The organism is Saccharomonospora piscinae (assembly GCF_005862235.1).
GTDB lineage: Bacteria > Actinomycetota > Actinomycetes > Mycobacteriales > Pseudonocardiaceae > Saccharomonospora > Saccharomonospora piscinae.
This window is the reverse complement of the sequence record NZ_VCEK01000003.1, coordinates 732,953-758,247: the sequence shown is the minus strand read 5'-3', so window position 1 is coordinate 758,247 and position 25,295 is coordinate 732,953. Positions and strand designations below refer to the sequence as shown.

General features: G+C 71.2%; 25 protein-coding genes and 1 pseudogene. 7 read left to right on the top strand and 19 right to left on the bottom strand.

All coding sequences use genetic code 11. The annotated features are described in order from the left end of the window. Nucleotides 1–57: 57 nt before the first annotated feature. Nucleotides 58–516 carry a winged helix-turn-helix transcriptional regulator gene (locus FFT09_RS14785; protein WP_167305382.1) on the top strand — a complete coding sequence of 153 codons (459 nt, stop codon included), beginning with the start codon at nt 58–60 and terminating at the stop codon, nt 514–516. A 60-nt stretch (nt 517–576) separates the two neighbouring features. Here the strand turns inward: FFT09_RS14785 and FFT09_RS14780 are convergent, their stop codons facing one another. Continuing rightward, nucleotides 577–1,002 carry a MarR family winged helix-turn-helix transcriptional regulator gene (locus tag FFT09_RS14780; protein ID WP_244231367.1) on the bottom strand — a complete coding sequence of 142 codons (426 nt, stop codon included), beginning with the start codon at nt 1,000–1,002 and terminating at the stop codon, nt 577–579. Nucleotides 1,003–1,065: 63 nt separating this feature from the next. Further along, complete coding sequence (locus FFT09_RS14775) at nt 1,066–1,284, bottom strand: DUF2277 domain-containing protein (RefSeq protein ID WP_081191287.1); 219 nt, start codon at nt 1,282–1,284, stop codon at nt 1,066–1,068. Nucleotides 1,285–1,374: 90 nt separating this feature from the next. Between FFT09_RS14775 and FFT09_RS14770 the strand changes: the two genes are divergently transcribed. Beyond that, on the top strand, nt 1,375–1,920 hold the full coding sequence (locus FFT09_RS14770; protein WP_138383019.1) for a hypothetical protein: 546 nt from the start codon (nt 1,375–1,377) through the stop codon (nt 1,918–1,920). On the opposite strand, the gene FFT09_RS14765 is transcribed toward FFT09_RS14770, so the two are convergent. Beyond that, the gene (locus FFT09_RS14765; RefSeq protein WP_138383018.1) at nt 1,917–2,759 is read right to left on the bottom strand and encodes a helix-turn-helix domain-containing GNAT family N-acetyltransferase; all 843 of its coding nucleotides are present in this window, start codon (nt 2,757–2,759) and stop codon (nt 1,917–1,919) included. The genes FFT09_RS14770 and FFT09_RS14765 overlap by 4 nt on opposite strands. A 115-nt stretch (nt 2,760–2,874) precedes the next feature. On the opposite strand from FFT09_RS14765, the gene FFT09_RS14760 reads away from it, so the two are divergent. Continuing rightward, complete coding sequence (locus FFT09_RS14760) at nt 2,875–3,843, top strand: daunorubicin resistance protein DrrA family ABC transporter ATP-binding protein (protein ID WP_024877265.1); 969 nt, start codon at nt 2,875–2,877, stop codon at nt 3,841–3,843. Beyond that, nucleotides 3,840–4,682, top strand: coding sequence for an ABC transporter permease (locus FFT09_RS14755; protein ID WP_081191290.1), 843 nt, complete (start codon nt 3,840–3,842; stop codon nt 4,680–4,682). Before FFT09_RS14760 ends, FFT09_RS14755 begins: the two co-directional genes overlap by 4 nt. Here FFT09_RS14755 and FFT09_RS14750 read toward each other — a convergent pair. From FFT09_RS14750 to glgP, 6 genes are all read right to left on the bottom strand, one after another. Next, the gene (locus FFT09_RS14750; RefSeq protein WP_138383017.1) at nt 4,660–7,845 is read right to left on the bottom strand and encodes an AfsR/SARP family transcriptional regulator; all 3,186 of its coding nucleotides are present in this window, start codon (nt 7,843–7,845) and stop codon (nt 4,660–4,662) included. The genes FFT09_RS14755 and FFT09_RS14750 overlap by 23 nt on opposite strands. 77 nt (nt 7,846–7,922) lie before the next feature. Then, nucleotides 7,923–9,110, bottom strand: coding sequence for a THUMP-like domain-containing protein (locus FFT09_RS14745; RefSeq protein WP_081191291.1), 1,188 nt, complete (start codon nt 9,108–9,110; stop codon nt 7,923–7,925). Further along, nucleotides 9,111–10,088: a class I SAM-dependent methyltransferase gene (locus FFT09_RS14740; RefSeq protein WP_024877269.1), complete on the bottom strand. Its 978-nt coding sequence runs from the start codon at nt 10,086–10,088 to the stop codon at nt 9,111–9,113. A 1-nt stretch (nt 10,089) separates the two neighbouring features. Beyond that, nucleotides 10,090–10,869, bottom strand: coding sequence for an enoyl-CoA hydratase/isomerase family protein (locus tag FFT09_RS14735; protein ID WP_081191292.1), 780 nt, complete (start codon nt 10,867–10,869; stop codon nt 10,090–10,092). 62 nt (nt 10,870–10,931) lie between these two features. Then, a complete protein-coding gene (locus FFT09_RS14730) occupies nt 10,932–11,753 on the bottom strand; it encodes an ABC transporter ATP-binding protein (protein WP_051473446.1) in 822 nt (273 codons plus the stop codon). Between the two features lie 56 nt (nt 11,754–11,809). Beyond that, the gene (gene glgP / locus FFT09_RS14725) at nt 11,810–14,374 is read right to left on the bottom strand and encodes an alpha-glucan family phosphorylase (RefSeq protein WP_081191293.1); all 2,565 of its coding nucleotides are present in this window, start codon (nt 14,372–14,374) and stop codon (nt 11,810–11,812) included. Between the two features lie 130 nt (nt 14,375–14,504). Here glgP and FFT09_RS14720 point away from each other — a divergent pair, with 130 nt between their 5' ends. Continuing rightward, a complete protein-coding gene (locus FFT09_RS14720; protein WP_081191294.1) occupies nt 14,505–15,959 on the top strand; it encodes a neutral zinc metallopeptidase in 1,455 nt (484 codons plus the stop codon). An 82-nt stretch (nt 15,960–16,041) separates the two neighbouring features. Here FFT09_RS14720 and trxA read toward each other — a convergent pair whose 3' ends face one another. The 5 genes and pseudogenes from trxA to FFT09_RS14695 form a co-directional block, all read right to left on the bottom strand. After that, a complete protein-coding gene (trxA, locus tag FFT09_RS14715) occupies nt 16,042–17,001 on the bottom strand; it encodes a thioredoxin (protein WP_138383016.1) in 960 nt (319 codons plus the stop codon). Between the two features lie 91 nt (nt 17,002–17,092). Further along, nucleotides 17,093–17,215: pseudogene (locus FFT09_RS14710) on the bottom strand (thiamine-binding protein); the annotation flags it as partial. Between the two features lie 34 nt (nt 17,216–17,249). Then, nucleotides 17,250–17,669, bottom strand: coding sequence for an Imm1 family immunity protein (locus FFT09_RS14705; RefSeq protein ID WP_081191296.1), 420 nt, complete (start codon nt 17,667–17,669; stop codon nt 17,250–17,252). Next, complete coding sequence (locus FFT09_RS14700; RefSeq protein WP_081191297.1) at nt 17,666–18,397, bottom strand: DddA-like double-stranded DNA deaminase toxin; 732 nt, start codon at nt 18,395–18,397, stop codon at nt 17,666–17,668. Before FFT09_RS14700 ends, FFT09_RS14705 begins: the two co-directional genes overlap by 4 nt. A gap of 151 nt (nt 18,398–18,548) precedes the next feature. Next, the gene (locus FFT09_RS14695; protein WP_081191298.1) at nt 18,549–18,866 is read right to left on the bottom strand and encodes a thiamine-binding protein; all 318 of its coding nucleotides are present in this window, start codon (nt 18,864–18,866) and stop codon (nt 18,549–18,551) included. A gap of 68 nt (nt 18,867–18,934) precedes the next feature. On the opposite strand from FFT09_RS14695, the gene FFT09_RS14690 reads away from it, so the two are divergent. Beyond that, the gene (locus FFT09_RS14690) at nt 18,935–19,435 is read left to right on the top strand and encodes a MarR family winged helix-turn-helix transcriptional regulator (RefSeq protein WP_024877276.1); all 501 of its coding nucleotides are present in this window, start codon (nt 18,935–18,937) and stop codon (nt 19,433–19,435) included. A 12-nt stretch (nt 19,436–19,447) separates the two neighbouring features. Here FFT09_RS14690 and FFT09_RS14685 read toward each other — a convergent pair whose 3' ends face one another. The 3 genes from FFT09_RS14685 to FFT09_RS14675 form a co-directional block, all read right to left on the bottom strand. Next, entirely contained in the window at nt 19,448–19,810 is a 363-nt protein-coding gene (locus FFT09_RS14685; protein ID WP_024877277.1) for a DUF3817 domain-containing protein, read from the bottom strand. A 177-nt stretch (nt 19,811–19,987) separates the two neighbouring features. Then, on the bottom strand, nt 19,988–21,001 hold the full coding sequence (locus FFT09_RS14680) for an ABC transporter permease (RefSeq protein ID WP_138383222.1): 1,014 nt from the start codon (nt 20,999–21,001) through the stop codon (nt 19,988–19,990). A gap of 110 nt (nt 21,002–21,111) precedes the next feature. Beyond that, nucleotides 21,112–22,023, bottom strand: coding sequence for an ABC transporter ATP-binding protein (locus tag FFT09_RS14675; RefSeq protein WP_138383015.1), 912 nt, complete (start codon nt 22,021–22,023; stop codon nt 21,112–21,114). Nucleotides 22,024–22,127: 104 nt separating this feature from the next. Between FFT09_RS14675 and FFT09_RS14670 the strand changes: the two genes are divergently transcribed. Beyond that, nucleotides 22,128–23,168, top strand: a complete 1,041-nt coding sequence (locus FFT09_RS14670; protein ID WP_138383014.1) for a class I mannose-6-phosphate isomerase — start codon at nt 22,128–22,130, stop codon at nt 23,166–23,168. Between the two features lie 6 nt (nt 23,169–23,174). On the opposite strand, the gene FFT09_RS14665 is transcribed toward FFT09_RS14670, so the two are convergent. After that, entirely contained in the window at nt 23,175–23,939 is a 765-nt protein-coding gene (locus FFT09_RS14665; RefSeq protein WP_081191301.1) for an isocitrate lyase/PEP mutase family protein, read from the bottom strand. Nucleotides 23,940–24,017: 78 nt separating this feature from the next. Then, nucleotides 24,018–25,196, bottom strand: a complete 1,179-nt coding sequence (locus FFT09_RS14660; RefSeq protein WP_138383013.1) for an acetyl-CoA C-acetyltransferase — start codon at nt 25,194–25,196, stop codon at nt 24,018–24,020. Between the last annotated feature and the right edge of the window lie 99 nt (nt 25,197–25,295).

The following is a 25,295-nucleotide window of genomic DNA, read 5'->3' as shown; positions in this document are numbered from 1 at the left end:
TTTGCAACTCATTGGAGTATGGCAGGATGGTTTTAATCTGCAACTCCTCGGGGAGGCGTGGTGAACTCAGCCGTGCACGTTGACGACGTGTCCTGGACCGACCCCACATGTCCAGTCGCGCGGACGCTCGACCTCGTCGGAGACCGGTGGAGCCTGCTGATCATTCGCGACGCGATGGACAGCGCGCGGTCGTTTACCGACTTCCAGCAACGCACCGGGGCCGCGCGCAACATCCTCACCAACAGGCTTCGCCGCCTCGTCGATCACGGCATCCTCAAGCGGGAGACGGCAGCATCCGGACGCCGCCAGATCTATGTACTCACCGACGCAGGCCGCGACCTCTTCACAGTCATCGTCGCCATGCGTCAGTGGGGCGAGCGGCACGCGTTCGCCGATGGGGAAGCGCACTCTGCTCTCGTAGACGAGAGCGGCCACCGGCTACCCCAACTACGCCCGACCGACGCTCACGGCGACCGCGTCGACGTCGACTCAACCGAGGTCATACGAAACAACTAACCGGGTCACTCGTGAAGCGACGTGTAGGCCGGACGTCAACAACCTACCGTCCCGCAACAACTAGCCCACCAGCTTGCGCAACAACGCGTGCAGCGACTCCCGTTCACCCGGTTCCAGCGTGATCAGCGGCGACCCGTTGCCGAGCAGATCCAGCACGACCGTTCGCAGCCGGGCACCGTCGCCGGTGAGCACCACCTGCTTGGACCGGCGGTCCGTCGGATGCGGACGGCGTTCGACGAGTCGTTGCTCCTCAAGGCGGTCGATGACGAAGGTGGCGTTGGACGGCTCGCAGGACATGCGGCTCGCGAGTTCCCGCGCGGTGAGCGGGCCGGTCAGCTCGCGCAGCGCGACCACCTGGGAGGCCGTGAGCCCGACCTGCTCGGCGACCCGGCGCACGTGGGCGTCGAGTCGCTGGGTGAACTGGTGCGCGAGCCAGCACACGTCACGCGACAACTCGATCATCGACACCTCGTGCTCGTGCGCCATGCGCGGCAGTGTAACCAGGCCCCGTTCGCACGGTGACAGTTGAAGTTCGAACTGTCCGCGACGTCACGCGCTCCGGCTGCCACGCACGGTCAGCGAGGACAGCAGCTCGGCGGTGGCGGCCTCGACCTTGCCCACCGCCCGCTCGAACGCCTCGGCGTTGTGTGCGGCGGGTCGCTGGAAACCGGAGACCTTGCGCACGTACTGCACGGCGGCCGCACGGATGTCGGTATCGGTGACGCTCTCGGCGAAGGGCGGGCGCAGGGTCTTGATGTTTCGGCACATACCCCCAGTGTCCCGCCGCCTCCGACATTCCGCGCCGGACATGACATGATCGTCTCCCACTCGGACGAACCGGACGAAAGGCGACACGTCATGCCACGGTGGCCCTCGCGGACCTCCACCCGCATCTCCCTGGGACTGCTGGCCGCAGCGGTGCCCGCGTCGGTCGCGCTCGCGGTCTGGCCGGACGGCGACACGTCGAGGCACGACAGTAACGACGCCACTCCGGCACGCAGTGAGGCAGCACCGCAGCGGGCCGCTACCGGCAGCGTGGCCGACGAGGTCCGGGCGCTGGAGGCCCGCACCGCACCGAGCACCTCGCCTGCCGGGTCACCGCCGGCCGAGTCCGCCGAGCCCGCCGAGCCAGCACAACCAGCGCCACCGGCCGAGCCCGCGGCCCCGCCGCCCTCGGCCGAGCAGGCTCCGGCGGCGCCTGACGCGGCCGCGGCACAGGCCGAAAGCGGAACCGGCCTGACCCGCGAGGAGATGGTGATCTCCCGCGTGATGGAGCCCGTGCCCCGGCCGCCGAAGGAGAAGAACATCACGGACGACATCCAGGAGCAGCTCGACGAGGCGGAGAACGGTCCGCCCATCGACCTCGGCGTCCTCGAACCCGACTACGGCACGCCGCAGCCCTAACCGTCCTGCCTGCGGCGTTCGAGCAGCACCGTGTCGTGCCACACGCCGTCGCGCCGGGCGATGCGCTCGCGCACGCCCACGGTGCGGTAGCCCGCGGTGTGATGCAGGGCGATGCTCGCGCGGTTGCCCGCGATGACCGAGGCCTCCAACGTCCACAGCCCGGCGCTGTCGGCCTCGGTCACCTGCCGGTGGAGCAGCGCCCTGCCCACGCCGCGGCCCCGGGCGTCCTCGGTCACGTAGACGGCGCTCTCGGCGACCCCCGAGTAGCACGGGCGCGCGGACACCGGCCGCAGCGCCGAGAAGCCCACGACCCGGCCGTCGACCTCGGCTACCCAGCGGTGGCCGGCAAGCCAGCGGGAGGCGAGCTCGTCCACGAGGGGAACCTCGGTCTCGAACGTCGCGATCCCGGTGGCGAGTCCCTCACCGTAGGCGCGCCGCACGGCGGGCCAGTCGTCGTCGCGCAACGCGCGCACCTCGACGTCCCGAGGGACGTCCTCGGGGCAGCACGGGCGGGGTGCGAGCACGCCCATCACCACGTCGGCGGCATGCGGCAGGCCGGTGCAGCACGCCTCGTTCACCAGCACGCGCGTGGCCGTGCCCTCGCGGTGCAGCGCGAGGAAACCGACCTCGGCCAGTTTCTTGACGTGGTGGGAACACGTGGACTGGCTGGTACCGAGCCGTTCGGTCAGCTCACCCACGGTGAGCCCGCCCGGGGAGGTGGCCACGGTGTGCAGCAGCCGCACCCGCGTCGGCTCGGCCAGGCACGCGAACCACTCCGCGTAGGTGCCGGCGGCGCCCTCGGACAGGGACGGGGCGCGGGAGACACCGTCAATCGTCATGCCCCCATTATCGAGCCTTGTCGATGCGTCGGCGGTGTGAGGCGCACAACCATCCGCTGGCCGGTGAAACCACGGTGACACCGTCGTGACACCGGCCGGGCTCACGCTGCACGGCATGACCAGCACAACGACATCGACCGCGATCGCGGTCCGGGGACTGCGCAAACGGTTCGGCGAGAAGGTGGTGCTCGACGGCGTCGATCTCGACGTCCCCGAGCGCTCCGTCGTCGCTCTCCTCGGCCCCAACGGCGCGGGCAAGACCACCATCGTGCGCATCCTCGCGACCCTGCTCCACGCCGACGGCGGCTCCGCCACGGTGGCAGGCCACGAGCTCGCCACGGACCCACGCGCGGTGCGCGGCGCCATCGGGGTGACCGGCCAGTTCGCCGCCGTGGACAACCTGCTCACCGGCGAGGAGAACCTGCTGCTCATGGGCAGGCTCCAGCACCTCGGCCGGACCCAACGGGCACGTCGTGCCACCGAGTTGCTCGACCGGTTCGACCTCGCCGAGGCGGCACGCAAACCCGCCGCGACCTACTCCGGCGGCATGCGCAGGCGCCTCGATCTGGCCATGAGCCTGGTGGGCGAGCCCCGGGTCCTGTTCCTCGACGAACCCACCACCGGGCTCGATCCGCGCAGCAGGCGGACGCTGTGGGAGATCGTGCGCGACCTGGTGTCGGGAGGTGTGACGGTCCTGCTGACCACGCAGTACCTGGAGGAGGCTGATCAGCTCGCCGACCGGATCGCGGTACTCGACCACGGCAGCATCGTGGCCGAGGGCACGCCCCGGGAGTTGAAACGCCGGGTTCCGGGAGGCCACGTCAACCTCACCTTCGCCGACAGGGCAGCACTTCACGGTGCTGCGCACGCGCTCGGCAGGCCGGTACCGGACGTCCGCGACGACGACTCCGCGTTCGCGCTGCGGGTGCCCGGAACTCCGGGTGTCCGCGGGCTGAAAGAGCTGCTCTCCACCCTGGACGCGGCCGGGGTGGAACCCGACGAACTGTCCGTACACCACCCCGACCTCGATGACGTCTTCCTGTCCCTCACGGGCGATTCCGACCGGACGGAGGCCACGGCATGACCACTCCGACGAAGACACTGACGACGCTCACGACGCCGACGACCCGGCCGCCACGCAGCGCCCACGCGCTGGCGGACTCGGTCACGATGCTGCGCCGCAACCTCAAGCACATGGTGCGCTACCCCAGCATGACGATCATGGTGATCGGGATGCCGGTGCTGTTCCTCCTGCTGTTCGTGTACGTGTTCGGCGAGACTCTGGGCGCCGGGCTGGGTGCGGCCGGGGCGGGCCGCGACGCCTACGTCGACTACCTCACGCCGGGCATCCTGCTCATGGGCATCGGCGCCTCGGCTCAGGGCACGGCGATCTTCGTGGCGATGGACATGACCGAGGGCATCGTGGCGCGGTTCAAGACCATGCCGATAGCCCGGTCGGCCATCCTCGCCGGGCACGTCCTCGGTAGCACGCTGCAGACCGTGGTCGGGCTCGTGGTGGTCGTGGGTGTCGCCCTGCTCGTCGGGTTCCGCCCCACCACGGGGGCACTCGACTGGCTGCTGGCGGCCTGCGTGCTGACGCTGATCGCCTTCGCGATCACCTCGCTGGCGGTGGCGATGGGCATGGCCACCAGGACGGTCGAGGCCGCGAGCAACCTGCCGTTGCCGCTGGTCCTCCTGCCGTTCCTGGGCAGCGGCTTCGTGCCGACCGAGTCGATGCCGTCGGGGCTGGCGTTCTTCGCGGAGTACCAGCCGTTCACACCGTTCATCGACACGGTGCGCGGCCTGCTGCTGGGCACACCCGTCGGGGGCAGTGCGGCGCAGGCTCTCGCCTGGTGCGCAGGGATCACGTTGGTCGGGCACCTGTGGGCCCGCCGACTGTTCAACCGCGAACGTCCGCACTGACCGGTCGTTGCCGTAGTGCGGCCAGCGCCTCGGTGCGCAGCGCGTGGTGATCCAACCCGCCGAAGTGGGCGAGGGCCTGTTCGTACGCCACCGGGTCCGCCCGCCGCGCCTCGGCGCGGGCCGCGTCCTCGTCCATGGTGGGCTGGAACTGCCGCGTGTAGCCGAAGGCCAGTGCCAGCGCCACCAGGCTGGCACCCGACCGTGCGGCGCCGGGCTCACCCAGCCGGCGCGCACGGTCGAGGTCCACCATGGCCACCGCGAGCACCAGGGCACCGCACAGCGGCGCACCCGTGAGGTACTCCGGCTCGTACCGGTGGGTGCGCCGCAGCAACTCGTCCAGTGCCTGCGGTGTCCGCTCCACGAGGTCGGCCACGAGCGCCAGCCTGCCGTGGCGTGCGTGCGCCACCACCGCGACCGCCCTGAACTCCAGCGACCAGGGTTCGGCTCCGGGTTCGACCCTGGCTCCGGGAAGCGTTTCGAGCGACATGGCCTCGGCGGCCTCCCGCCACAGCGCGAGCCCGCCGTCGACGTCCCCGCGGAGCAACGCGAGCTCGCCCCGGACCGCGAGCGCGTGCGCCCGGTCGCCGAAGGCGTCCTCCGGGACCGTGCGCAGTTCGCGTTCGGCCCAGGCGACGTCGCGGGTCTGCAACGCCGCGAGCGCCGTCGCGCCCTGAATGCCGATCGAGTCGAGCAGGGACACCAGCTCCGCGTCCACCTCGCGGGCGGCGGCCAGCTGGCGCAACGCCTCGCGCCCCTCGCCCAGGGTCAGGTGGATCTCCGCAAGCCGCGCCCGCGCCAGCACCCGCAACCATCGCGTGTCGGCCCCCTCGACAGCCCGCACCAGCCCGGTGGCCGCGGCGATCGCACCGGTCAGATCGCCCTCGTGCTCCCGCACATAGCTCGCGAACGCATGGGCGACCGCCGACAGCAGCGGCCGCTCGCTGGCGCACAACTCGGCCAGGCGATCGTCTTCCACCACGCTCAGATCGGCGCACACGACGGCCAGCGCCCGCACCAGCGTGTCCGGGGGCGCAGGCGGCAGGCGCCGCAGGACGAGAAGCGAACGCAGCACCTGCGTGTCGTGCAGCGTCAGGCGGTACACGACACAGAGCACGGCGAGCGTGCGGGTGGCCTCCACGTACTCCGGGGCGGGCCGGTAGTGCGACAGCAGCCAGGCCGTGTCCCCGGGAAGCCGGGACAGGCGCTGGTAGTTCGATTCCAGTGTCCACAATGCCGCCAGCGCCGCGCCGGTGACGGCCACCGTCGAGCCGTCGGCCGCGTCGAGGCCGATTCGCAGGGCCCGCAGGAGGTTGTCCTGCTCGGATCTCAAGCCGAGCAGCGCGGTGGCGGGCCGATCGCCCAGCGGTTCCCGGTAGTGCGCCAGCGCGTACTCCCTGGCCCACGACACGAACCGCGCGCGGGCGAGTTCCGCCTCGCCGGTCGCGGCGCACTCCGCGGCGCTGTACTCGCGCACCGTCTCCAGCATGTGAAACCGGACGTCCGTGGCCGTGTCCACAACCTTGATCATGGAGTGGTCCGCGAGACGTTCGAGCACGGCCAGCGTCGCGGCGTCGTCGGCGGCCAGCACGTGCTGCGCGGCCCCGGCCGTGAAACCCGAGGGAAACGCCGACAGCAACCGCATGGCGCGGCGTTCGCCGGGCGCCAGCAGGTTCCAGCTCCACTCCACCACCGAGTGCAACGTGCGGTGCCGCCGTGGCGTGTCACGGGTGCGGGTCCGCAACACGGCGAAGCGGTCGTCGAGCCGCCTGGCGAGCTGCGCCACGGACAGCACCCGTACCCGGGCCGCCGCCAGCTCGATGGCGAGCGGGAGACCGTCGAGCTGGTCGCACACCTGCTCGACGAGAGCCTGCGGCAACTCGGCTCCCGGCCGGGCGGCGCTCGCGCGTTGCCGGAACAGCTCCGCGGCGGTCGCGGTGTCGAGTTCCCGCAACGGGTGGACGGCCTCCGACGTGAGCCCCAGCGGTGTGCGGCTCGTGGTCAGCACCCGGACGTCGGTGGTCACCGCGACGAGCACGCGCACCAGGTCGGCGACCCCGTCGACGACGTGCTCGCAGTTGTCGAGCACGAGCAGCACCGGCCCCCGGCCGAGCGAGGCCGCGACCCGCCGCGCGAGGTCGGCCTCACCCTGTGCCGTACCGAGCAACGCGGAGCGCCTCGGCTCCACGACCCCGAGCGCGGCGGCCACCTCCGGAAGCACCTCGGTGTCGGCGGACAACCCCGCCAGCCCGACGACATGGACCACGCGGTGTTCGGGGTCACGGCCCACGGCGTGGGCCAGCCGGGTCTTGCCGATGCCCCCGGGCCCCACGACCGACGTCACCCGCGAACGGCGAAGGCACGCCAGCACGGCCGTGATGTCGTCCTGCCTGCCGAGCAGCGGGTTGGGTTCGTGCTCGACCCCGTGCCGCGCCGCGGGCACGGACTGCCACAACAACTGCCGGTGCAGCTCCGTCAGCGCGGGACCGGGTTCGGTGCCCCACTCCGTACGCAGCATCCGCCGGTATCGCTCGTACCGGGCCAGCGCCGACGCGGCACCGGTGGTCGCGGACTCCGCCCGCAGGACCTCGATGAGAACCTCCTCGTCGAGCGGGTCACGCGCGACGAGGACGGCCAGGACGGCGGCGGCCTCCGCGGAGCGGCCCAGCCGGGACAGCGCGAGCCCGCGATGCCGCACCAGGACGGCACGGACGTCCTCGCTGCCCCGGCGGAGTGCGGCCAGCGGACCGCTCCCGAGCCCGTCGGCGACGGGCTCGGAGCCCGGCCACCACGACAGTCCCGCCTCGGCCGCGGCCAGTGCCTCGGTGTGCTCACCGGCGCGGGCGTGCCGGGCCGCCCGCGCCGCCCACTCCCGCACGGCGGAGGCGTCGATCTCGGCAGGCTCCAGGGTGAGCCGGTACCCCGTGCCGGTGCGCACGATCGTGTCGGCCCCCAGTTGCCTGCGTGCCCGGGACACGAGGAGCTGCACCGCCTTGACAGGGTGTTCGGGCGAGCGCTCCGGCCAGAGTTCGTCGACGATCCTGCCGACGCCGCACCCGGCGCGCGGGTCTTCGGCCAACAGTGCCAGGAGATCGTGTAGCCGGGCACCGGCGATCTCCCGGCCACGGAAGGACACGTGGTCGAGGAGCGTCAACGCGACGGGCACACGCCGCAGCCTAGGCCCTGCCGCCGCGTCGCCGGGTGCGTCCGGTGGGGTTCGTGCGCGGTTGGGGTGCCGCGTACTCAGCCCGGGCGGCCGGGCACCCGCTCCGAACGGCACAGGAACGCCGTCGGCGCTCGCCCGATGCGGGTGAGGACCACGCTGGCCTCACCGCCGCCCTTCGGCTTGAGCCTGCGGCGCAGGGCGTCGGGGTCCACGTCGAGCCCCCGCACCAGGATCTCCAGCCTGCCGACGTCGTGGCGCCGCAACAGGGTCCGCAGTGCCTTCTCGCTGTAGTGGCCGGAGTCGAGCACGCGGAACGCGCGCACCCCGGGCGGTGGTGTGTCGCCCGTGAGGTAGGCGATCCGGGGGTCGAGCTGCCACAGGCCGTGCCGGGCCGCGTAGTGGCGGACCAGGCCCGCCCGCACCACCGCGCCGTCCGGGTCCACGATCCACTCCCCCGCCGCGCCGGAACCGACCTCGTCGGGCTCCGCGTCGGTGATCGACCAGCCCGGGCCGCCGGAGGACAGCACCGTGGCCCGCCGCGACACGCCGACCTGCCCGGCGCTGCGCAGCGCCGCCTCCCGAACCCGGCCGTCCAGGGAGATGACCTCGACCTCGCGTGCCCACGGCGCGGCGGCAGGGTCGAGACCGGGAGCGCACTTCACCACCAGCTCCCGGCCCGCGTACACCGAGGCGAGGTCGTCGAGTGCCGGCACGAAGTCCTCGGGACGCCACCGCCGCCGCCCCGCCGAGTCGCGCCGCGCGGGGTCGGCGACGATCACCGCGTCCCGCGTCACGGGGCGCAGCGCGTCGGCCCGCACGAGCGCGGGCGCGACCCCGGCGACGGCGCAGTTGTGCTCCGCCATCGCGAGCCGCACGGCGTCCAGGTCGGAACCGACACACCGGCGCGCCGTCGTCGCGAGCGCCACGAGGTCGGCCCCCACCGAGCAGGTCACGTCGTGGACGTCCCGCCCGGCGAGGCCGCGCGCGCGGTGCGCCGCCACCGGTGAGGCGCTGGCCTGTTGCAGTGCGTCCTCGGTGAACAGCCACCCGCTCCCGCCGTCCACTTTGGGTTCGGCTTTGCTTCGCAGCAGCAGGGTTTCCAGCACCGCGGCCGCATAGCGCTCACCGACCGTGCGGCGGACCGTGGCGACGTCGGCCAGCCTGCCGGCCGGCGTGAGCCGTAGCCCGCCGCAGTCCGCCAGCGCCCGCGCGCCCTCCCGCGAACGCAGGAACGCGACGTCGTCGAGCGAGAACGCGTACGGCACCTACAGTTCCGAGGGTGCGGCCGGCTTCGTTCCGGTGATCATGACGTTGTAGAACAGCTCCCTCGGCAGCACCCGCGACAACCACTTCCGGTCCACAGCGGACAGCCGCAGCCAGGCGTGGTAGGCGAACAGCCGCCACCGCAGCGTCAGCTTCTCCTGCGGCACCGCCGCCTCGAAGGTGCGGACCGGCCAGCCCACCAGCGCCGCGCTGAACTCGTCGGTCACCGCCCGCACGTCGACCGCTCCCGCACCGAGTGCCGTGCGTTCGAGTTCGGAGGGGTCGAAGGTGTGCAGGTCGACGACCGCCTCCAGCGCCGCGGCCCGCGACGACTCGTCGAGCTCGGCCTGCGGCCTGCGCCAGCTCCGCAGCGGGGGCAGCTTCGTCAGCGTGGTGGTCAGCCACCAGGTGAGCCTGCCGAGGCCCCGGGCGTAGAAGTCGCCGACCTTCGTGGGCTCGCCCGCGAAGACGAACCGGCCTCCCGGTTTGAGCACGCGCAGGACCTCGCGCATCGCGGCCCGCACGTCCGGGATGTGGTGCAGCACCGCGTGGCCGACCACCAGATCGAAGCTGTCGTCGTCGTACGGGATGCGCTCGGCGTCGGCCACGCGCCCGTCGACGTCCAGCCCCAGCGACTCCGCGTTGCGCAGCGCGACCTCCACCATCCCCGGGGAGAGGTCGGTGACCGAACCCTTGCTGATCACCCCGCCCTGCATGAGGTTGAGCAGGAAAAAGCCGGTGCCACTGCCCAGTTCCATCGCCGTCGGGTACGGCCGGTCCCGTTCTCCCGCGACCGCGGTGAACACGTCGGTGGCGTAGTCGATGCAGCGCTCGTCGTACGAAATCGACCACTTCTCGTCGTAGGTGCCCGCCTCCCAGTCGTGGTAGAGCACGTTGGCGAGCTTGGGGTCGCGGTACGCGGCCTGGACCTCGTCGGCGGTGGCGTGCGGGTTCGGAGCCGGGTCCGAGACGTGCGTCACGTCACTTCCCCTCGAACGTGGCCTTGCCCGGCCCGTTCTCGATGAACGAGCGCATCCCGTTGGCCTGGTCCTCGGTCGCCCACAGGCCGGTGAACAGCTGCGTCTCCAGCGCAAGGCCGCTGCGCAGGTCCACATTGAGGCCACCGTCGATGGCGGCCTTGGCCGCGCGCAGCGCCACGGCGGGGCCGTCGGCGAACTGCGCGGCCCAGCGGTGGGCGGCGGCGTACACGTCGTCGGGCGCCACGACCTCGTCGGCGAGGCCGAGAGCCAGCGCCTCCTCCGCCTTGACGAAGCGACCGGTGAAGACGAGGTCCTTGGCCCGGCTCGGACCGATCAACCGGGCGAGCCGCTGGGTGCCGCCCGCGCCGGGGATGATGCCGAGCTGGATCTCGGGCTGACCCACCTTGACGTTGTCGCCCACCACCCTGCGGTCGGCCGTCAGCGCCAGTTCGAGGCCACCGCCGAGGGCGTAGCCGGTGACGGCGGCCACCGTGGGCTTGGGCAGTTCGGCGATCGTGGTCAGAGAGGCCGACAGCTCGGCACCGAAGCGCTGCATCTCCACGTACGACCGCGCGGCCATCTCCTTGATGTCGGCGCCGCCCGCGAAACTCTTCTGCCCGCCGTAGAGGATGACCGCACGAACGTCGTCGCGCTCGCCCGCCTCTCGCGCGGCCTCGGCCAGCTCGGCCTGCACCTGGTGGTTCAGGGCGTTGACCGGCGGCCGGTCCAGCCGGATCGTGCCGACACCGCCGTCGACCTCGAGACGTACGAACTCGCCCACGCCATCCTCCTTCAACTCCAGCGACTTCCGCCTACCCGAAGGCTACCCGCCAGTAACGGTGGTCAGCGACGTCGGGCGAAGAACCTGTCCCCCGAGCGTTCCAGCACCAGCTCCTGCCCGAAAGCCTCGGACAGGTTCCCGCTGGTCAGGACGTCGTCCAGCAGACCGGCCGCGACCGTGCGCCCCTCCGCGAGCAGCAGCACGTGCGTGAAGCCGGGCGGGATCTCCTCGACGTGGTGGGTCACCAGCACCATCGCCGGAGCCTCGGCGTCCAGGGCCAGGGTCGACAGCCTCGCGACCAGGTCCTCCCTGCCCCCGAGGTCGAGTCCGGCCGCGGGTTCGTCGAGCAGCAGCATCTCGGGATCGGTCATCAGCGAGCGCGCGATGAGCGTCCGCTTACGCTCCCCCTCCGACAGGGTCCCGTAGCTGCGGTCGCCGAGGTGCCCGATGCCCAGTGCCGTGAGCAGTTCGTCGGCCCTGCCGGTGTCCAGCTCGTCGTAGGACTCGCGCCACCGGCCCAGCACGGCGTACCCGGCGCTGACCACGACGTCTCGCACCTTCTCCTCGGGTGGGATCCGGCCGTTGACCGCGGCGGAGGTGAAGCCGATGCGCGTGCGCAACTCGAACACGTCGACCCGGCCGAGCCGGTCTCCGAGCACGTGAACGGCACCCGTCGTGGGGTGCAGTTCGGCGGCGGCGAGCTTGAGCAGTGTGGTCTTGCCCGCGCCGTTCGGCCCGAGCACCACCCACCGCTCGTCCAGCTCCACCGACCAGTCGAGGTCGGCGAGCAGCTTGTTGCCTCCCCTCCTGACCCCCACACCGGACATGTGGATCACGAGATCGGCAAGGTTCTCCGGGTCCGCCACGTCATTCACGAAGGTCATTGTCACCGACCGGCCCGACGGCGTGAGCACGACCCCGCGCCCCGGTGCGCGCCGCCTCAGGCGAGTACGACCCTGCCGAGTTCGGCCGGGCTCGCCAGCAGGGGATGCCGGGGCAGCACCCGCACCGTGTAGCCGAGCGCACCCGCGCACGGCAGGCGCAGCGTCGCGGCGAACTCCCCGCGACCGAGCGGCGTCATCGGCACCGTCACCACGTCGTCGAGGTCGTCGGTGTCGCCGACCCGCCCCACCACGGCCTGCACCGTGACCTCCGAGGCCGCCAGCTCGGCGAGATCGATGCGGGCGGTGACCCGCGCGGCGGCACCCACCACGGCGACATCGGCGACGTCACCGCCCTCCACCGTCAGGTCCGTGGCGACCACGCGCACCAGCGGCCAGCAGGCGTCCACCCGCGCCCGGTAGGCCGCCAGCGAACGCGACGCCGCGTAGTCACCGGCCACGGCGGCCGAGACGGTCGTCGCGGCGGGCCCGTAGAACGAGTTCACGTACTCCCGCACCATGCGCGACGCCTGCACCCTCGGCCCCAGCGTGCGCAGCGTGTGCCAGATCATCGACAGCCAGCCGCGCGGCACACCGTCGCCGTCCCGGTCGTAGAACAGCGGGGCGATCTGCTGACCCAGCAGGTCGTAGAGCGCCGAGGCCTCCAGGTCGTCGCGCAGCAGCGGATCGGTCACCCCGTCGGCGGTGGGGATGGCCCAGCCGTTGCTGCCGTCGTAGTACTCGTCCCACCAGCCGTCCCGGATCGACAGGTTCAGGCAGCCGTTCAGCGCGGCCTTCATCCCGGAGGTGCCGCACGCCTCCAGCGGGCGGGTCGGGTTGTTGAGCCACACGTCGCACCCCCGGTACAGGTACCGGGCCATCGACATGCCGTAGTCGGGCAGGAACACCATCCGCTCCCGGATGGCCGGGTCGTCGACGAACCGCACGATCTGCTGGATCAGCTCCTTGCCGCCCTCGTCGGCGGGGTGCGACTTGCCCGCGACCACGATCTGGATCGGCCGCTCGTCGTCGAGCAGCAACGCCCGCAACCGCTCTGGATCACGCAGCATCAGCGTCAGCCGCTTGTAGGTGGGCACCCTGCGGGCGAAGCCCACCGTGAGCACGTCGGGGTCGAAGATCCGCTCGGTCCAGCCCAGTTCCAGCGCCGAGGCGCCTCGCTGCAACCAGGCGTCCCGAGCCCGGCGGCGGACCTCGGCCACCAGGTTGCCGCGCAACTCGCGGCGCAGTGCCCACAACTGCTCGTCGGTGACGCCGGGGTCGATGCCCGAGCCGTCGCCGTCGTGCCCCCACTCCTCGTCGTTTCCGCCGAGCAGGGCGCTCATCTCCCGCGCCACCCACGTCGGCCCGTGGACCCCGTTCGTGACGGCGGCGATCGGCACCTCCTCGGTGTCGAAGCCGGGCCAGAGCCCGGCGAACATGCGCCGCGACACCCTGCCGTGCAGGGCCGAGACCCCGTTGGCGCGTTGCGCCAGCCGCAGCCCCATGTGCGCCACGTTGAACCGGGTCGGATCGTCCTCCGCGCCGAGCGCGAGCACCCGTTCCACGTCCACCCCCGGCAGCAGCCGCCCGTCACCGAAGTAGTGCTTCACCAGGTCGACGCCGAACCGGTCGAGGCCGGCAGGGACCGGTGTGTGCGTGGTGAACACCGTCCCGGCCCGCACGGCGGGCAGCGCCTCGTCGAAACTCAGCTCGCCTTCGGCCAGCACCTCGCGCACCCGTTCGAGGCCGAGGAACCCGGCGTGCCCCTCGTTGGTGTGGCACACCTCGGGCTGGGCGTGGCCGGTCAGCTCGCAGTAACGCCGCACGGCCCGCATGCCGCCGATCCCGGCCAGGATCTCCTGCCGGATGCGGTGATCGTCATCGCCGCCGTAGAGACGGTCGGTGACCCCGCGAAGATCGTCGTCGTTGCCGTCGACATCGGTGTCGAGCAGCAGCAGCGGCACCCGGCCCACCCGGGCCAGCCAGATCTGCGCCAGCAGGTCGCGACCGCCGGGCATCGCCACCCGCACGTGAACCGGCTCGCCCGACGGCTCGGTGAGCAGTTCCAGCGGCAGCCCGCCGGGATCGATCACCGGGTAGTGCTCCTCCTGCCAGCCGTCGAGCGACAGCGACTGCCGGAAGTAACCCGCCCGGTACAGCGGCCCCACTCCGATGACCGGCACTCCGAGGTCGGAGGCGGCCTTGAGGTGGTCACCGGCCAGCACGCCCAAGCCGCCCGAGTAGTTCGGCAACGCCTCGTGAACCCCGAACTCCAGCGAGAAGTACGCCACGGCGGAGGGAAACCGCTCGCCCTCGTCCGCCCGCTCGACGCGGCGCTGGAACCACCGCGGCTCGGTGAGGTAACGGCGCAGGTCCTCACTGGCCTTCCTCGCCGTGGCCAGAAACGCGGCGTCGGCCGCCAACTCGTCCAACCGCGACGCCGGTACCTCGGCCAGCATGCGCAGCGGGTCCCTGATCCGCCGGAACAGGGTGTCGTCCATCGAGGCGAACACCTCGCGCGTGGGCGGATGCCACGTCCACCGCAGGTTGGTGGCGAGTTCCGTCAGCCCCGTCAACTCCTCGGGCACCCGCGCGCGCACGGTGAACCGGCGGACAGCTTTCATGAAGATCGACCATAACGCCGCGCACCACGGCGGCGCGCGGCACTCACTCACTCGCCGGGTCGCCGGTGTTCACAGCCGGATTACCGCGGAACGGCACGGGGGCCACGCGCGGTCCGCTACTGTGCCCGCCATGACACGTTCGGGGGGACACGGAGCGCGGCGCACCGTGCTGACCATCGCCGTCACCGTCGTGACGCTGGCCGCCACGGCCTGCTCCACCGAGATCGACGGTGAGGTGCGCAGTGAGGGCGACATCGCGGGCCTGCCCGTCACGCACTTCGAAAGCGGCCTGAAGAACAACGCGCCCACTCCGAAACTGACCGTGGACAACCTGTCCGACAGCGACGACGATCGCCTCGCGGTCGCCGCCATCGCCGACGTGTCGGCGTACTGGACGCAGCAGTTCCCCCGCCATTTCGACCAGAACTTCGAGCCGGTGGAGAAACTGCTGTCCTACGACTCGACGGGCGAGGAGATCGAGGTCTGCGGGGCGACCACGGCCGCCGCCGCGATGAACGCGTTCTACTGCCCGCCCGAGGATCTCGTCGCGTGGGACCGGGGACAGCTGCTGCCGCTGCTGCGCCAGCGATTCGGCCCGATGGCCGTGGTGACCGTCCTCGGCCACGAGTTCGGTCACGCGGTGCAGTACCGGCTCGGGGACAAGGCCGGAATCGACGAGCAGACCTCGACCATCGTCAAGGAACAGCAGGCCGACTGCTTCACGGGCTCCTACTTCCGCTGGATCGCCGAAGGCCGCAGCCAGCACTTCACCGTGTCCACCTCGGAGGGGCTCAACCAGGTGATGGCGTCGCTGTTCTTCATCCGCGACGAGCCGGGCCAGTCCCACGCGGCGCAGGGAGCGCACGGCACGGCCTTCGACCGCACCTACGCCTTCCAGCTCGGCTTCGAGTCCGACGCGGCGACGTGCGCGGCGATCGACCAGGCCGACGTCGACTCCCGGATCACCGAGCGGCCCTTCGACCCCAACGACGCGGGCATGGGCGACATCAGCATCGACGACCGGACGATGGGGCTGCTGCAGCAGAGCCTCGACGAGTCGTTCGCCGGCGCGGGTGTGCCGGGCCCGAAGATCGTCAATGAGGGCGGCTCCTGTCCCGGCGGGGTCTCCACGCCCCCGGCGTCCTACTGCCAGGACACCAACACGGTCACCATCGACATGGCGGCGCTGGCCGAGCTCGGGCAACCGATCGACCGGGAGGCCGAGTTCAGCGGCCAGGAGTCCGCGGCGGGCGGCCTCGGCGACTTCGCCGCCTTCGCCGAGGTCGTGTCCCGCTACGTGCAGGGCATCCAGGCCGGGCTGGACGTGCCGGTGGACAACGCCAACGCGGGCCTGCGCACGGCGTGTCTGGTGGGTGCCTGGACCGCCGCGATCGACGTGGACGGCGCGGTCCTGCGCCCCTCGCCGGGTGACCTGGACGAGGCCATCGCGGAACTGCTCCAGCCCCGCAGCCTCATCTCGGCCGACATCAACGGCCACCCCGCACCCAACGGGTTCGCCCGGATCGAGGCGCTGCGGCACGGGTACTTCGACGGATCGTCGGTGTGCAGCAGCGACTACCCTTGAGTGCCGTGGCCCGACGGCTGCGGTGAGCACCGCCGGGCCACGGCCTCCGCACGACTCAGAACGCTCAGAACGCTCAGAACGCTCAGAACAGCGCGCTGGCGAGGTCGCGCCGGGCCTTGGCGACCCGCTCGTCGGCGGGGTCGAACAGGTCGAACAGCCCCACCAGGTGTTCCCGCACCCGGTCGCGGTCGGTCCCGGCGGTACGACGGATCGCGGACACGAGCCTGGTGAAACCGCGCTCCACGTCACCGTCGGCCACCTCGGCGTCGGCCGCCGCCAGTGCGGCGTCGAGGTCATCCGGGTCCGCGTCGGCCCTCGCCACCGCCGAAGGGTCGGTGCGGGCGGCCCGCTCGGCGAAGCGCACCTGCACCAGCGCGGCCTTCGCCTGCTCGTTGCCCGGCTCGCTGTCGAGAATGCGCTGGTAGGCAGCCGCCGCGGCGGCGAAGTCGCCCTGCTCGAACGCGTCCTCCGCCTCGGTGAACCGAGGATCGTCGGGCTCCTCGACCTCCTCGCTCTCCTGCGGCGCCGGTGCGCCGGGGAGCTTGTCCTTCAACGCGTCGAGCAGCTGGGTCAGCCACTGCCGGATCTGATTTTCCGGCAGTGCTCCGGAGAACGCGTCGACGGGCTGGCCACCCGCGATAGCGACGACCGTCGGGATCGACTGGACACCGAAAAGCTGCGAGATGCGCGGGTTGGCGTCGACGTCCACCTTCGCGAGCACCCACGAACCGCCGCTCTCGCTCGCGAGCCGTTCGAGCACCGGGCTGAGCTGCTTGCACGGGCCGCACCATTCGGCCCACAGATCCACGACGACCAGCTGCCGCAGCGACCGCTCCACGACCTCGGCCTGGAACGTGTCCTCGGTCACATCGATGACGGCCCCGTTGGCCGCGCCGCCTGCCTGCTGTCCACCCGGGCCGCCCGAGGCGGGAGGTCGTGCCGCCGCTTCGGCCCGCGCCTTCACGGCCGAGAGGTCGACGGCCCCGGAGAGCGCGGCGGAGGCCGCTGGTGAGTTGTTTCCTGATCCGCGTGGCTGTGTCACGTTTCCATCCTGGCATGGACTGCTCACGGCGTCATGGCTGGTCCAGGGCCTGTCGCGCACCCCACGACCGAGGGCGCCGACGAGCACGGGCTCAGTCGCCGGACAGGCGCCGCTCCACCCGCTCCACCTTCGCGCTCAGCTGCCCCTCGTACCCGGGCCGGATGTCCGCCTTGAGCACCAGGCTCACCCTCGGCGAGCCCTCGCCCGCCGCCTCTCGCCACCGCACAGGAGCGGCGGTCATCGACGAGTCACCGAGCCGTCCACTCGATGTTGGTGGGCCGTTTCGTGGTGCGAAGGAACTCGACGAGCGCTGCCGTGAACTGTTCCAGAACCAGCCCCGACCCTGCGGGGAACTCCTCGTCGTCGAACTCACATCCGGCCGCTTCCGGATCGCCGAGCGGGTAAGCCTTTGCGTGGTCCGAGTCCTGGTGGCTGAGGTAGCCGAACCCGTCGACGATGGCGGCGAACACGTCGTGATCGGTGAAGCCCTGCTCGGCATCCCAGAACGGGCGGTCGTTGTGGACTACGCGGATGGAGTCGGCGTAGGGATCCGCAGCCGCAACCCGTTGGACGAACGCCACCACGTCCTCCGGCGTTTCGAGAGTCGCGTTCATTCCCTCATAGCTGCCGTCCTCGCGGATCACGGCCCAGCCCGCGGTGATGCTCATTCCTCGACCTCTCGCCCGACGTAGGTCCTGCCTGTGGGACTTGTCCCGTCTTTGACTGTCAGTGTCCACCCCGCAGGGAGGAACCGTGGTAGCTGTCTGTGGCACGTCTCCATCCACTGCCGATCCTTCGGGGTAGTCCCGCATACCGGTCTGTTGATCTCGATTTCGGCATGGGGGAGGTCCTGATCGATCATGCGTGAAACGAACTGTGTTTCGACATGGCGGGCGATCGCCGGCTCGGCGTGCGGAATGCCTCTGGCAAGCCCCAGATTCACGGCTCGGGTGCGGGTCGCTGCGTAGTATTCGCCGCCTCGTCCGCTCTCCAGGACCACGGCGTTGCCATCGCCGTCTATCCACCGTCCGTGTGTTTTTCCTGGGCGCGGGGGTCGAGGCGGAACCGAACGTGCATGGCTGTCCGGTTCAGCGGCCGGGTACCGGGGGCGAGTACGTGAGGCGGGCGCGGAGATCGCCCCGACGCTGAGCCCGTAAGTCCTGACCTGCTCAGCGCAGCGATCAAGCAAACCCTGTACCTGCTCGACCTGATCGGGGACCATGCCATGCTGCGCCAGGGCCCGTTGCGCCTCGCCATCGCTGGTTCCGTCCAGCACCGCCAGATTGGCGCGGCTTTCCTGGACGGTCACCCGGGCCGTTTCAAGATGTTGGGTTGCTTCGCCGAGTCTGGCCAGCACGTCGCCGAGTGCTTTGGCCAGGTGCTCTATGGCGGACATGCGTGGTCAGGCATTCAGTGTCCAGTGCTCGTGCCGTTCCTGGGCGGACGCCCAAGATCCGGTCTCCAGTGTTCGTCGGCCGTCGTGGCGGCGTCGTGGGCCGACTCGAGCGTCGGTTCGCCCCACGGCCGCCCCGTCTGCGAGCACGGGCTCAGTCGCCGGACAGGCGCCGCTCCACCCGCTCCACCTTCGCGCTCAGCTGCCCCTCGTACCCGGGCCGGATGTCCGCCTTGAGCACCAGGCTCACCCTCGGCGAGCCCTCGCCCGCCGCCTCCACGGCGCGTTTCACGACGTCCATCACCTCGTCCCACTCGCCCTCGACATTGGTGAACATCGCATTGGTCTCGTGGGGCAGCCCCGACTCCCGCACCACCCGGACCGCACGGGCCACCGCCTCGCTCACCCCGCCGTCGGCGCCGTCGGCGGGGTCACCACCGCCGGCCGGGCTCACGCTGAACGCCACGATCATCGACCTGCCTCCTCACTGTCGGCTCCCCGCCCCCAGCCTGCCGAACGGCACTGCTAACTTCGAGGCCCATGAGGGATCCGTTGCCGTTCGACCCGATCGCGCGCGCCGCGCAATTGTGGGAGGAGCGTATCGGGCCCTCCACGACCATGTCGGCCGTGACGGGACTCATGCGGGTCCAGCAGATCATTCAGTCCGCCGTCGACGCCGCGCTCAAGCCGCACGGCCTCACGTTCGCGCGGTTCGAGGCGCTCACCCTGCTGACGTTCTCCCGCCACTGCAGGCTGCCGATGCGAGTCATGGGTGAGCGGCTTCAGCTACACCCCACGAGCGTCACCAACATCGTGGACCGGTTGGAGAAGGACGGGCTCGTCAAGCGCCTGCCGCACCCGACCGACCGCAGGACGACCCTCGTCGAGATCACCGACGAGGGCAGGGCCCGCCGCGAGGTGGCCACCGACGCCGTCAACCGGATCGATTTCGGCCTCACCGGGCTCACCCGGCGGCAGACGGAACAGCTCACCGACCTGCTGACGAAGGTGCGCAGGGCGGCAGGGGACTTCACCGACTGACGAGCACCGCCGTCAGACGTTCGCGACGGCCTCGCGCGCGAACAGCCCAGTACCGCCGTGGCGCAGCCGCTCGGGGCCGTCGAGCTTGCCCCGGCGCAGCGCCCACTTCTCGAACCACCAGGTCGCCAGCGGCGGGATCGCGGCGAGCAGCGCCGTCACCACCGTGCCGAATCCCCAACCCAGTGGGCGGGCGACGGCCAGCGTCGTGACGAGGTAGACGACGAACAGGACGCCGTGCACCATGCCCAGCACCGGCACCCCGCCCTCGCCGAGCTCCACGACGTACTTCAGGAACATGCCGACCAGCAGCCCCGTCCACGAGAAGGCCTCGGCGATCGCGACGACACGGAACAAGACGGCAGCCTTGTTCGACACGGAATCCTCCCTGGATAGCCGACCGCCACGGCCCGCGGCGGTCGCACAGTACTCACCAACCACGTCAACCACGCTGTCGGACGTCGTGGTACCAGTGTGAGCCGTGATGCCGGTCACCGGAGGACCGGGGCCGTCCGCGCAGGTCACCGGCGCGCGCCGGGTCATAGCCGCTCGCCGCTACGGTTCCCAGCGGAACAGCTTCGCCGCCAGGGCTCCGACCACGACGGTGAAACCGAGCAGCACCAGCATGGGCACGACCAGCGCCTCCACGCCCTGACCGCGCACCATCACCGCCAGCATGCCGTCGTTGAGATGGCGCATCGGCAGCACGAACGAGACCTGCTGCAACCACGACGGAGCGAGGTCCATGGGGAAGAACGCGCCCGAGAGGAATGCCATCGGCAGGGTCACCACGTTGCTCACCGTGCTCGCCGACTCCTCGGTGCGGCACCACGCCCCGACGAGCATGCCGATCGCGAAGAACGACAGGGTTCCCATCAACAGCAACGGGATCGCGAGCCACCACTGACCCGTGAGTTGCAGCCCGAAGACCGGCAGCGAGGCCACCGCGACGAAGATTAGTGCCTGGGCCGCCGCCATCCCGAGTGTCACGAACAGCCGGGAGTTGAGCACGGTCGTGGGCCGGACCGGCGCCAGCCGCAACCTGCGCAGGACCTGGTTGCGACGCCAGTTCACCAGCGTGATCGCGGCACCGAAGACGGCACCCATCGCCACCGCCCACGTCATGATGCCCGGCGCCATGTACTGGATCGGTTCGAGTGAGGCGTCCTCGACCTGCTGCGCGTCCAGCGCGAAGCGCGGTTGCTGCCCCGTCTCGGCGATGTTGACCCGGTTGACGATTCCATCGACGATGCCGACGACCGTGCTGGCACTGTCCTGCTCACCCGCGCTGAAGCGCACCTGGACCGTGTCGCCGTCCTGCGAGACGTAGGCGGGCAGCTCACCCTCGCGCACCTGCTGCTCCGCCCGGTCCGCGTCCTCGACGCGCACCAGCTCCATCGCCTGCGACTCCTCCAGCGCCGCGATGACGGGCCCGTCGCCCACGACACCGATCTCGGGCTGGGCGGCCGTCCGGTCGCCGAACAGCAGGCCGAAGATCACCAGGAACATCAGGGGGAACAGGAACGCGAAGAACAGCGTGACCTTCTCGCGCACCACGCTCTTGAGCATCGCGACCGACAGCGCACGAAACGGCGTCGTCGCGGCACCGTCGCGGCGCCCACGACCACGCCCACGCGCGCTCGATGCCGGACGGTCGGTCGACGTCTGGTCGGTGGCGGTCACGCGCGGTACTCCCTGCCGGTCAGGTGGAGGAAGACATCCTCCAGCGTTGCCGTACGCACTGTCAGTCCGGCCACGGCATCACGCTCGGCGAGCGCGGCGAGCAACGGCGCGGGAGTGCGCGTCGTGATCGTCACCGTGACGCCGTCGGTCTCGGCCCCGTCGGCGCCGGGCAACGACTTCGCCGTCTGGAGAGACAGCACGGCGGTGTCGAGCGTGACGTGGGTGGCCGCCTCGAGGCCGCGCACCAGCCTGGCCGGCGCGTCCATCGCGAGGATGCGGCCATGATCCATGATCGCCACCCGGTCGCACAGGACCTCGGCCTCGTCGAGGTAGTGGGTGGTGTAGACGATGGTCTTACCCCGGCTCTTGATCTCGCGGAGCACGTCCCAGAGGTTGCGGCGGGCCTGCGGGTCGAGCGCCGCCGTCGGCTCGTCCAGGAACACGAGATCGGGGTCGTGGACGAGCGCACACGCGATCGACAACCGTTGCCGCTGCCCGCCGGAGAGCTTCTTCTCCGGCGCGTCGGCCTTGTCCGCGAGCCCCACCAGCTCCAGCATCTCGTCGGCGCGGGCCTGCCCGACCCCGTAGAGCGCCGCGAACGTCGTCACCTGCTCCCGTGCCGTGAGCCGGTCGAAGAACGACGACGCCTGCAACTGCACACCGATGCGCGGCAGCAGCGCCGGATCGCGCGGCCACGGCGACGTCCCGAACACCCGGACCATGCCGTCGTCCGGCTCCTGCAGCCCTTCCGCGATCTCCAACGTCGTGGTCTTTCCCGCGCCGTTCGGGCCGAGAATGCCGACGAACTCACCTTCGGCGACGTCGAAGCTCACGCCGTCGACCGCGCGCACGTCGCCGTAGTGCTTGCGGACGCCGGACACGGCGAGAGCAGGGGAGGGTGGGGACATGACGACACACTACTGAGGACGTTCACCGCCGCGCTCGCGTTTCGGTGAAGTGACCGAATCGTAAGCGCGACCAACCGCCATGTGACCCGGTACATTGCGCGGCCATGAGCGCACCGTCGGTCCCCCTGTGCCTGCCCGCGAACCAGCCCGCGCAGTTCTACCGGGGCGGCGCGGCCATCGCCGCCCTGCGCGGCGCGAATGACGAGCCCGGCGTCCCCGATCGGTTCGGGCCGGAGGACTGGGTGGCCTCCACGACCGCGCTGTTCGGCCGTGATGCCGAGGGACTGTCCCGCCTACCCGGCGGGCCCCTGCTGCGCGACGCCGTCGAGGCCGACCCGGTCGGCTGGCTGGGACGCGGGCACGTCGACGCCTTCGGCACCTCCACGGCGCTGCTCGTCAAACTGCTCGACGCGGGGCAGCGACTGCCCGTTCATTTCCACCCGGACAACGATTTCGCCCGACACCACTTCGACTCGCACTTCGGCAAGACCGAGGCCTGGATCGTCATCGGCACGACCGGCGAACACCCCACGGTGTACGCGGGATTCCGCGAGGCGCTGACCGCGAAGACCGTCCGGGAGTGGGTGAGCGAGCAGGACGCACCGACGATGCTGGACGCGCTGAACGCGGTGCCGGTGTCGCCCGGCGACACCGTGCACATCCCGGCCGGGCTGCCGCACGCGATCGGTGAGGGCGTCTTCGTGGTGGAGTTGCAGCAACCCACCGACTTCTCACTGACCCTGGAGTGGCGCGACTTCCTCGGCGACGAGGCGAGGGGTCACCTCGGGCTCGGCTTCGAGACGGCCCTGCGGGCGCTCGACCGCACCGCGTGGGACGAGGCGCGCCTGTCCACCCTGCTGCGTCATCCGGCCGCCGCGCCGGAACCCGTGGTCGACCTGCTCGCGCCCGGCGCGCGGCCCTACTTCCGCGCCGACCGCCTGCGACCGGGCACGCCGCTGGCGCTCGACCCGTCGTTCGCCGTCCTCGTGGTCGTTGAGGGCGAGGGCACGCTGCGTTCCGGTGACGGCTCCGCGTGGGCGATGTCCACAGGAGACACCTGGCTGGTCCCGCACGCGGCGGGCGAACTCGAACTCGCCGGAGCCGTCACCGTCCTCCGTTGCAGGCCGCCCGCCACGGGGTCCTGACGGGAATCAGAACACCGGCTCGTGCGCGGCGAGATCGTCGAGGAACCGTGTCAGCGCATTCCTCGCCACGGTCCACATCCCGCCGCCCAGCGATATCCTCGCCACGCCGAGACCCGCGAGTTCCGTCAGGCCCGGCCCTCCGGGCAGCATGGTGACGTTCACCGGTGCCGGATCAAGTTCGCGCACCAGCGTGGCGATCACCTGCGGATCCGTCGCATGGATCGGGTACACCGCGTCGGCGCCCGCGTCGAGGTAGCACCGGGCCCGACTTGTGGCGTCGGGTAGCGCCGCCCGCTGATCATCGGTGCCGCAGGCGAGAAACGAGTCGATCCTCGCGTTGAGCACAAAGCCGTCGCCCACGGAATCCCGCAGGCTCGCCAGCAGCGCCGCCTGTTCATCGGCAGGCCGCCGGGCACCACGCCGAGGATCGGTGTCCTCGATGTTGCACCCCACCGCCCCTGTCTCCAGCAGCCGTGTCGCCAGTTCACGAGGCGGCAGCCCGTACCCGGACTCGGCGTCGACCGTCACCGGAACGTCCACCGCGGCCGAGATACGAGCCGCGGCGGCGAACATCGCCTCGGCGGGCGCTCGCTCGCCGTCCGCGTGGCCGAGGCTGTGGGCGAGGGCGACCGAACTGGTCGCCACGACCGGGAAACCGGCCGCGACCACGAGCCGCGCGGTGTCGGCGTCCCACACGTTCGGAAGCACGAGCGGATCACCCGGCACGTGCAGGGCGCGGAGGCGATGGGCGGCAGCGCTGGGTTCGACCACATCGCCGACGGTACTCAGACCGGTGTGCCTGGTGCAGAGCCACTTCCGGTCCGAACCGGCGTGCCACCCGTGGTGGACTCAGACCGTCAGCAGCAACGCGTCGCCCTGACCGCCGCCGCCGCACAACGCCGCCGCGCCACGGCCGCCGCCCCGGCGCCGCAGTTCGTGGACCAGATGCACCACGAGACGGGCACCGGAGGCACCGATCGGGTGGCCCAACGCGATCGCACCGCCGTTGACGTTGACCTTCTCGTCGTCGAGCCCCAGCGTGCGCGCGGACACGAGACCCACGGCCGCGAACGCCTCGTTGATCTCCACGAGATCCAGTGCTCCGGCGTCCCACTCCGCCTTGCGCAGCGCGGCCGTGATCGCGTTGGACGGCTGCTCGTGCAGGCTCGCGTCGGGACCCGCCACGACGCCGTGCGCGCCGATCTGGGCCATCGGGGCGATCCCCAGTTCCTCGGCCTTGGCCCGGCTCGCGACCACCACGGCGGCGGCGCCGTCCGAGATCTGTGAGGCGGAGCCCGCCGTGATGGTGCCGTCGGACGCGAAGGCCGGGCGCAGGCGCGCCAGCCCATCGGCGGTCGTGTCGGCCCGCACGCCCTCGTCGGTGGCGAACACCAGGGGATCACCCTTGCGCTGCGGGATGTGCACTCCCACGATCTCGTCGTCGAACAGCCCGTTCGCCGCCGCCTTCGCCGCGCGCTGGTGCGACCTCGCCGCGAAGGCGTCCTGTTCCTCGCGCTTCAGGCCGTAACGGGCGTTGTACCGTTCGGTGGACTCGCCCATCGCCACCTGGTCGAAGGCGCAGAACAGGCCGTCGTGGGCCATGTGGTCCACCAGCGCCGTGTCGCCGTACTTCGTCCCGGTACGCGAGCTCGGGAGCAGGTGCGGTGCCTGCGACATCGACTCCTGGCCACCGGCGACGACGAGGTCGAACTCACCCGCGCGGATCAGCTGGTCGGCCAGCGCGATGGCGTCGAGACCCGAGAGGCAGACCTTGTTGATCGTCAGTGCGGGCACCTCCATCGGGATGCCCGCGGCCACGGCGGCCTGCCGCGCCGGGATCTGGCCCGCACCCGCGGTGAGCACCTGGCCCATGATCGTGTACTCGACGGCGTCGGCGGGGACTCCCGACCGCTCCAGCGCCGCACGGATGGCCACGCCCCCGAGCTTGGCGCCGGAAAAGTCCTTCAACGAACCGAGAAGTCGGCCGACGGGCGTACGGGCGGCGCCCAGGATCACGGAACCGGACACAACGGGCCTCCTGCGAGTCATCGACGTCGACGCTGCCGGGCGGCGGCAGAGCGCAAGTGCGGATGCGTCGACGATACCGCGACAGCGGCCGGGGACGGC

Bases quoted from the DNA above. Each gene is read 5' to 3' on its own strand.
- FFT09_RS14780 (WP_244231367.1), bottom strand. From the start codon at position 1,002: ATGGCGCACGAGCACGAGGTGTCGATGATCGAGTTGTCGCGTGACGTG.
- FFT09_RS14775 (WP_081191287.1), bottom strand. From the start codon at position 1,284: ATGTGCCGAAACATCAAGACCCTGCGCCCGCCCTTCGCCGAGAGCGTC.
- FFT09_RS14770 (WP_138383019.1), top strand. From the start codon at position 1,375: ATGCCACGGTGGCCCTCGCGGACCTCCACCCGCATCTCCCTGGGACTG.
- FFT09_RS14765 (WP_138383018.1), bottom strand. From the start codon at position 2,759: ATGACGATTGACGGTGTCTCCCGCGCCCCGTCCCTGTCCGAGGGCGCC.
- FFT09_RS14760 (WP_024877265.1), top strand. From the start codon at position 2,875: ATGACCAGCACAACGACATCGACCGCGATCGCGGTCCGGGGACTGCGC.
- FFT09_RS14755 (WP_081191290.1), top strand. From the start codon at position 3,840: ATGACCACTCCGACGAAGACACTGACGACGCTCACGACGCCGACGACC.
- FFT09_RS14730 (WP_051473446.1), bottom strand. From the start codon at position 11,753: ATGACCTTCGTGAATGACGTGGCGGACCCGGAGAACCTTGCCGATCTC.
- glgP (WP_081191293.1), bottom strand. From the start codon at position 14,374: ATGAAAGCTGTCCGCCGGTTCACCGTGCGCGCGCGGGTGCCCGAGGAG.
- FFT09_RS14720 (WP_081191294.1), top strand. From the start codon at position 14,505: ATGACACGTTCGGGGGGACACGGAGCGCGGCGCACCGTGCTGACCATC.
- FFT09_RS14705 (WP_081191296.1), bottom strand. From the start codon at position 17,669: ATGAGCATCACCGCGGGCTGGGCCGTGATCCGCGAGGACGGCAGCTAT.
- FFT09_RS14700 (WP_081191297.1), bottom strand. From the start codon at position 18,397: ATGTCCGCCATAGAGCACCTGGCCAAAGCACTCGGCGACGTGCTGGCC.
- FFT09_RS14695 (WP_081191298.1), bottom strand. From the start codon at position 18,866: ATGATCGTGGCGTTCAGCGTGAGCCCGGCCGGCGGTGGTGACCCCGCC.
- FFT09_RS14690 (WP_024877276.1), top strand. From the start codon at position 18,935: ATGAGGGATCCGTTGCCGTTCGACCCGATCGCGCGCGCCGCGCAATTG.
- FFT09_RS14680 (WP_138383222.1), bottom strand. From the start codon at position 21,001: ATGCTCAAGAGCGTGGTGCGCGAGAAGGTCACGCTGTTCTTCGCGTTC.
- FFT09_RS14675 (WP_138383015.1), bottom strand. From the start codon at position 22,023: ATGTCCCCACCCTCCCCTGCTCTCGCCGTGTCCGGCGTCCGCAAGCAC.
- FFT09_RS14670 (WP_138383014.1), top strand. From the start codon at position 22,128: ATGAGCGCACCGTCGGTCCCCCTGTGCCTGCCCGCGAACCAGCCCGCG.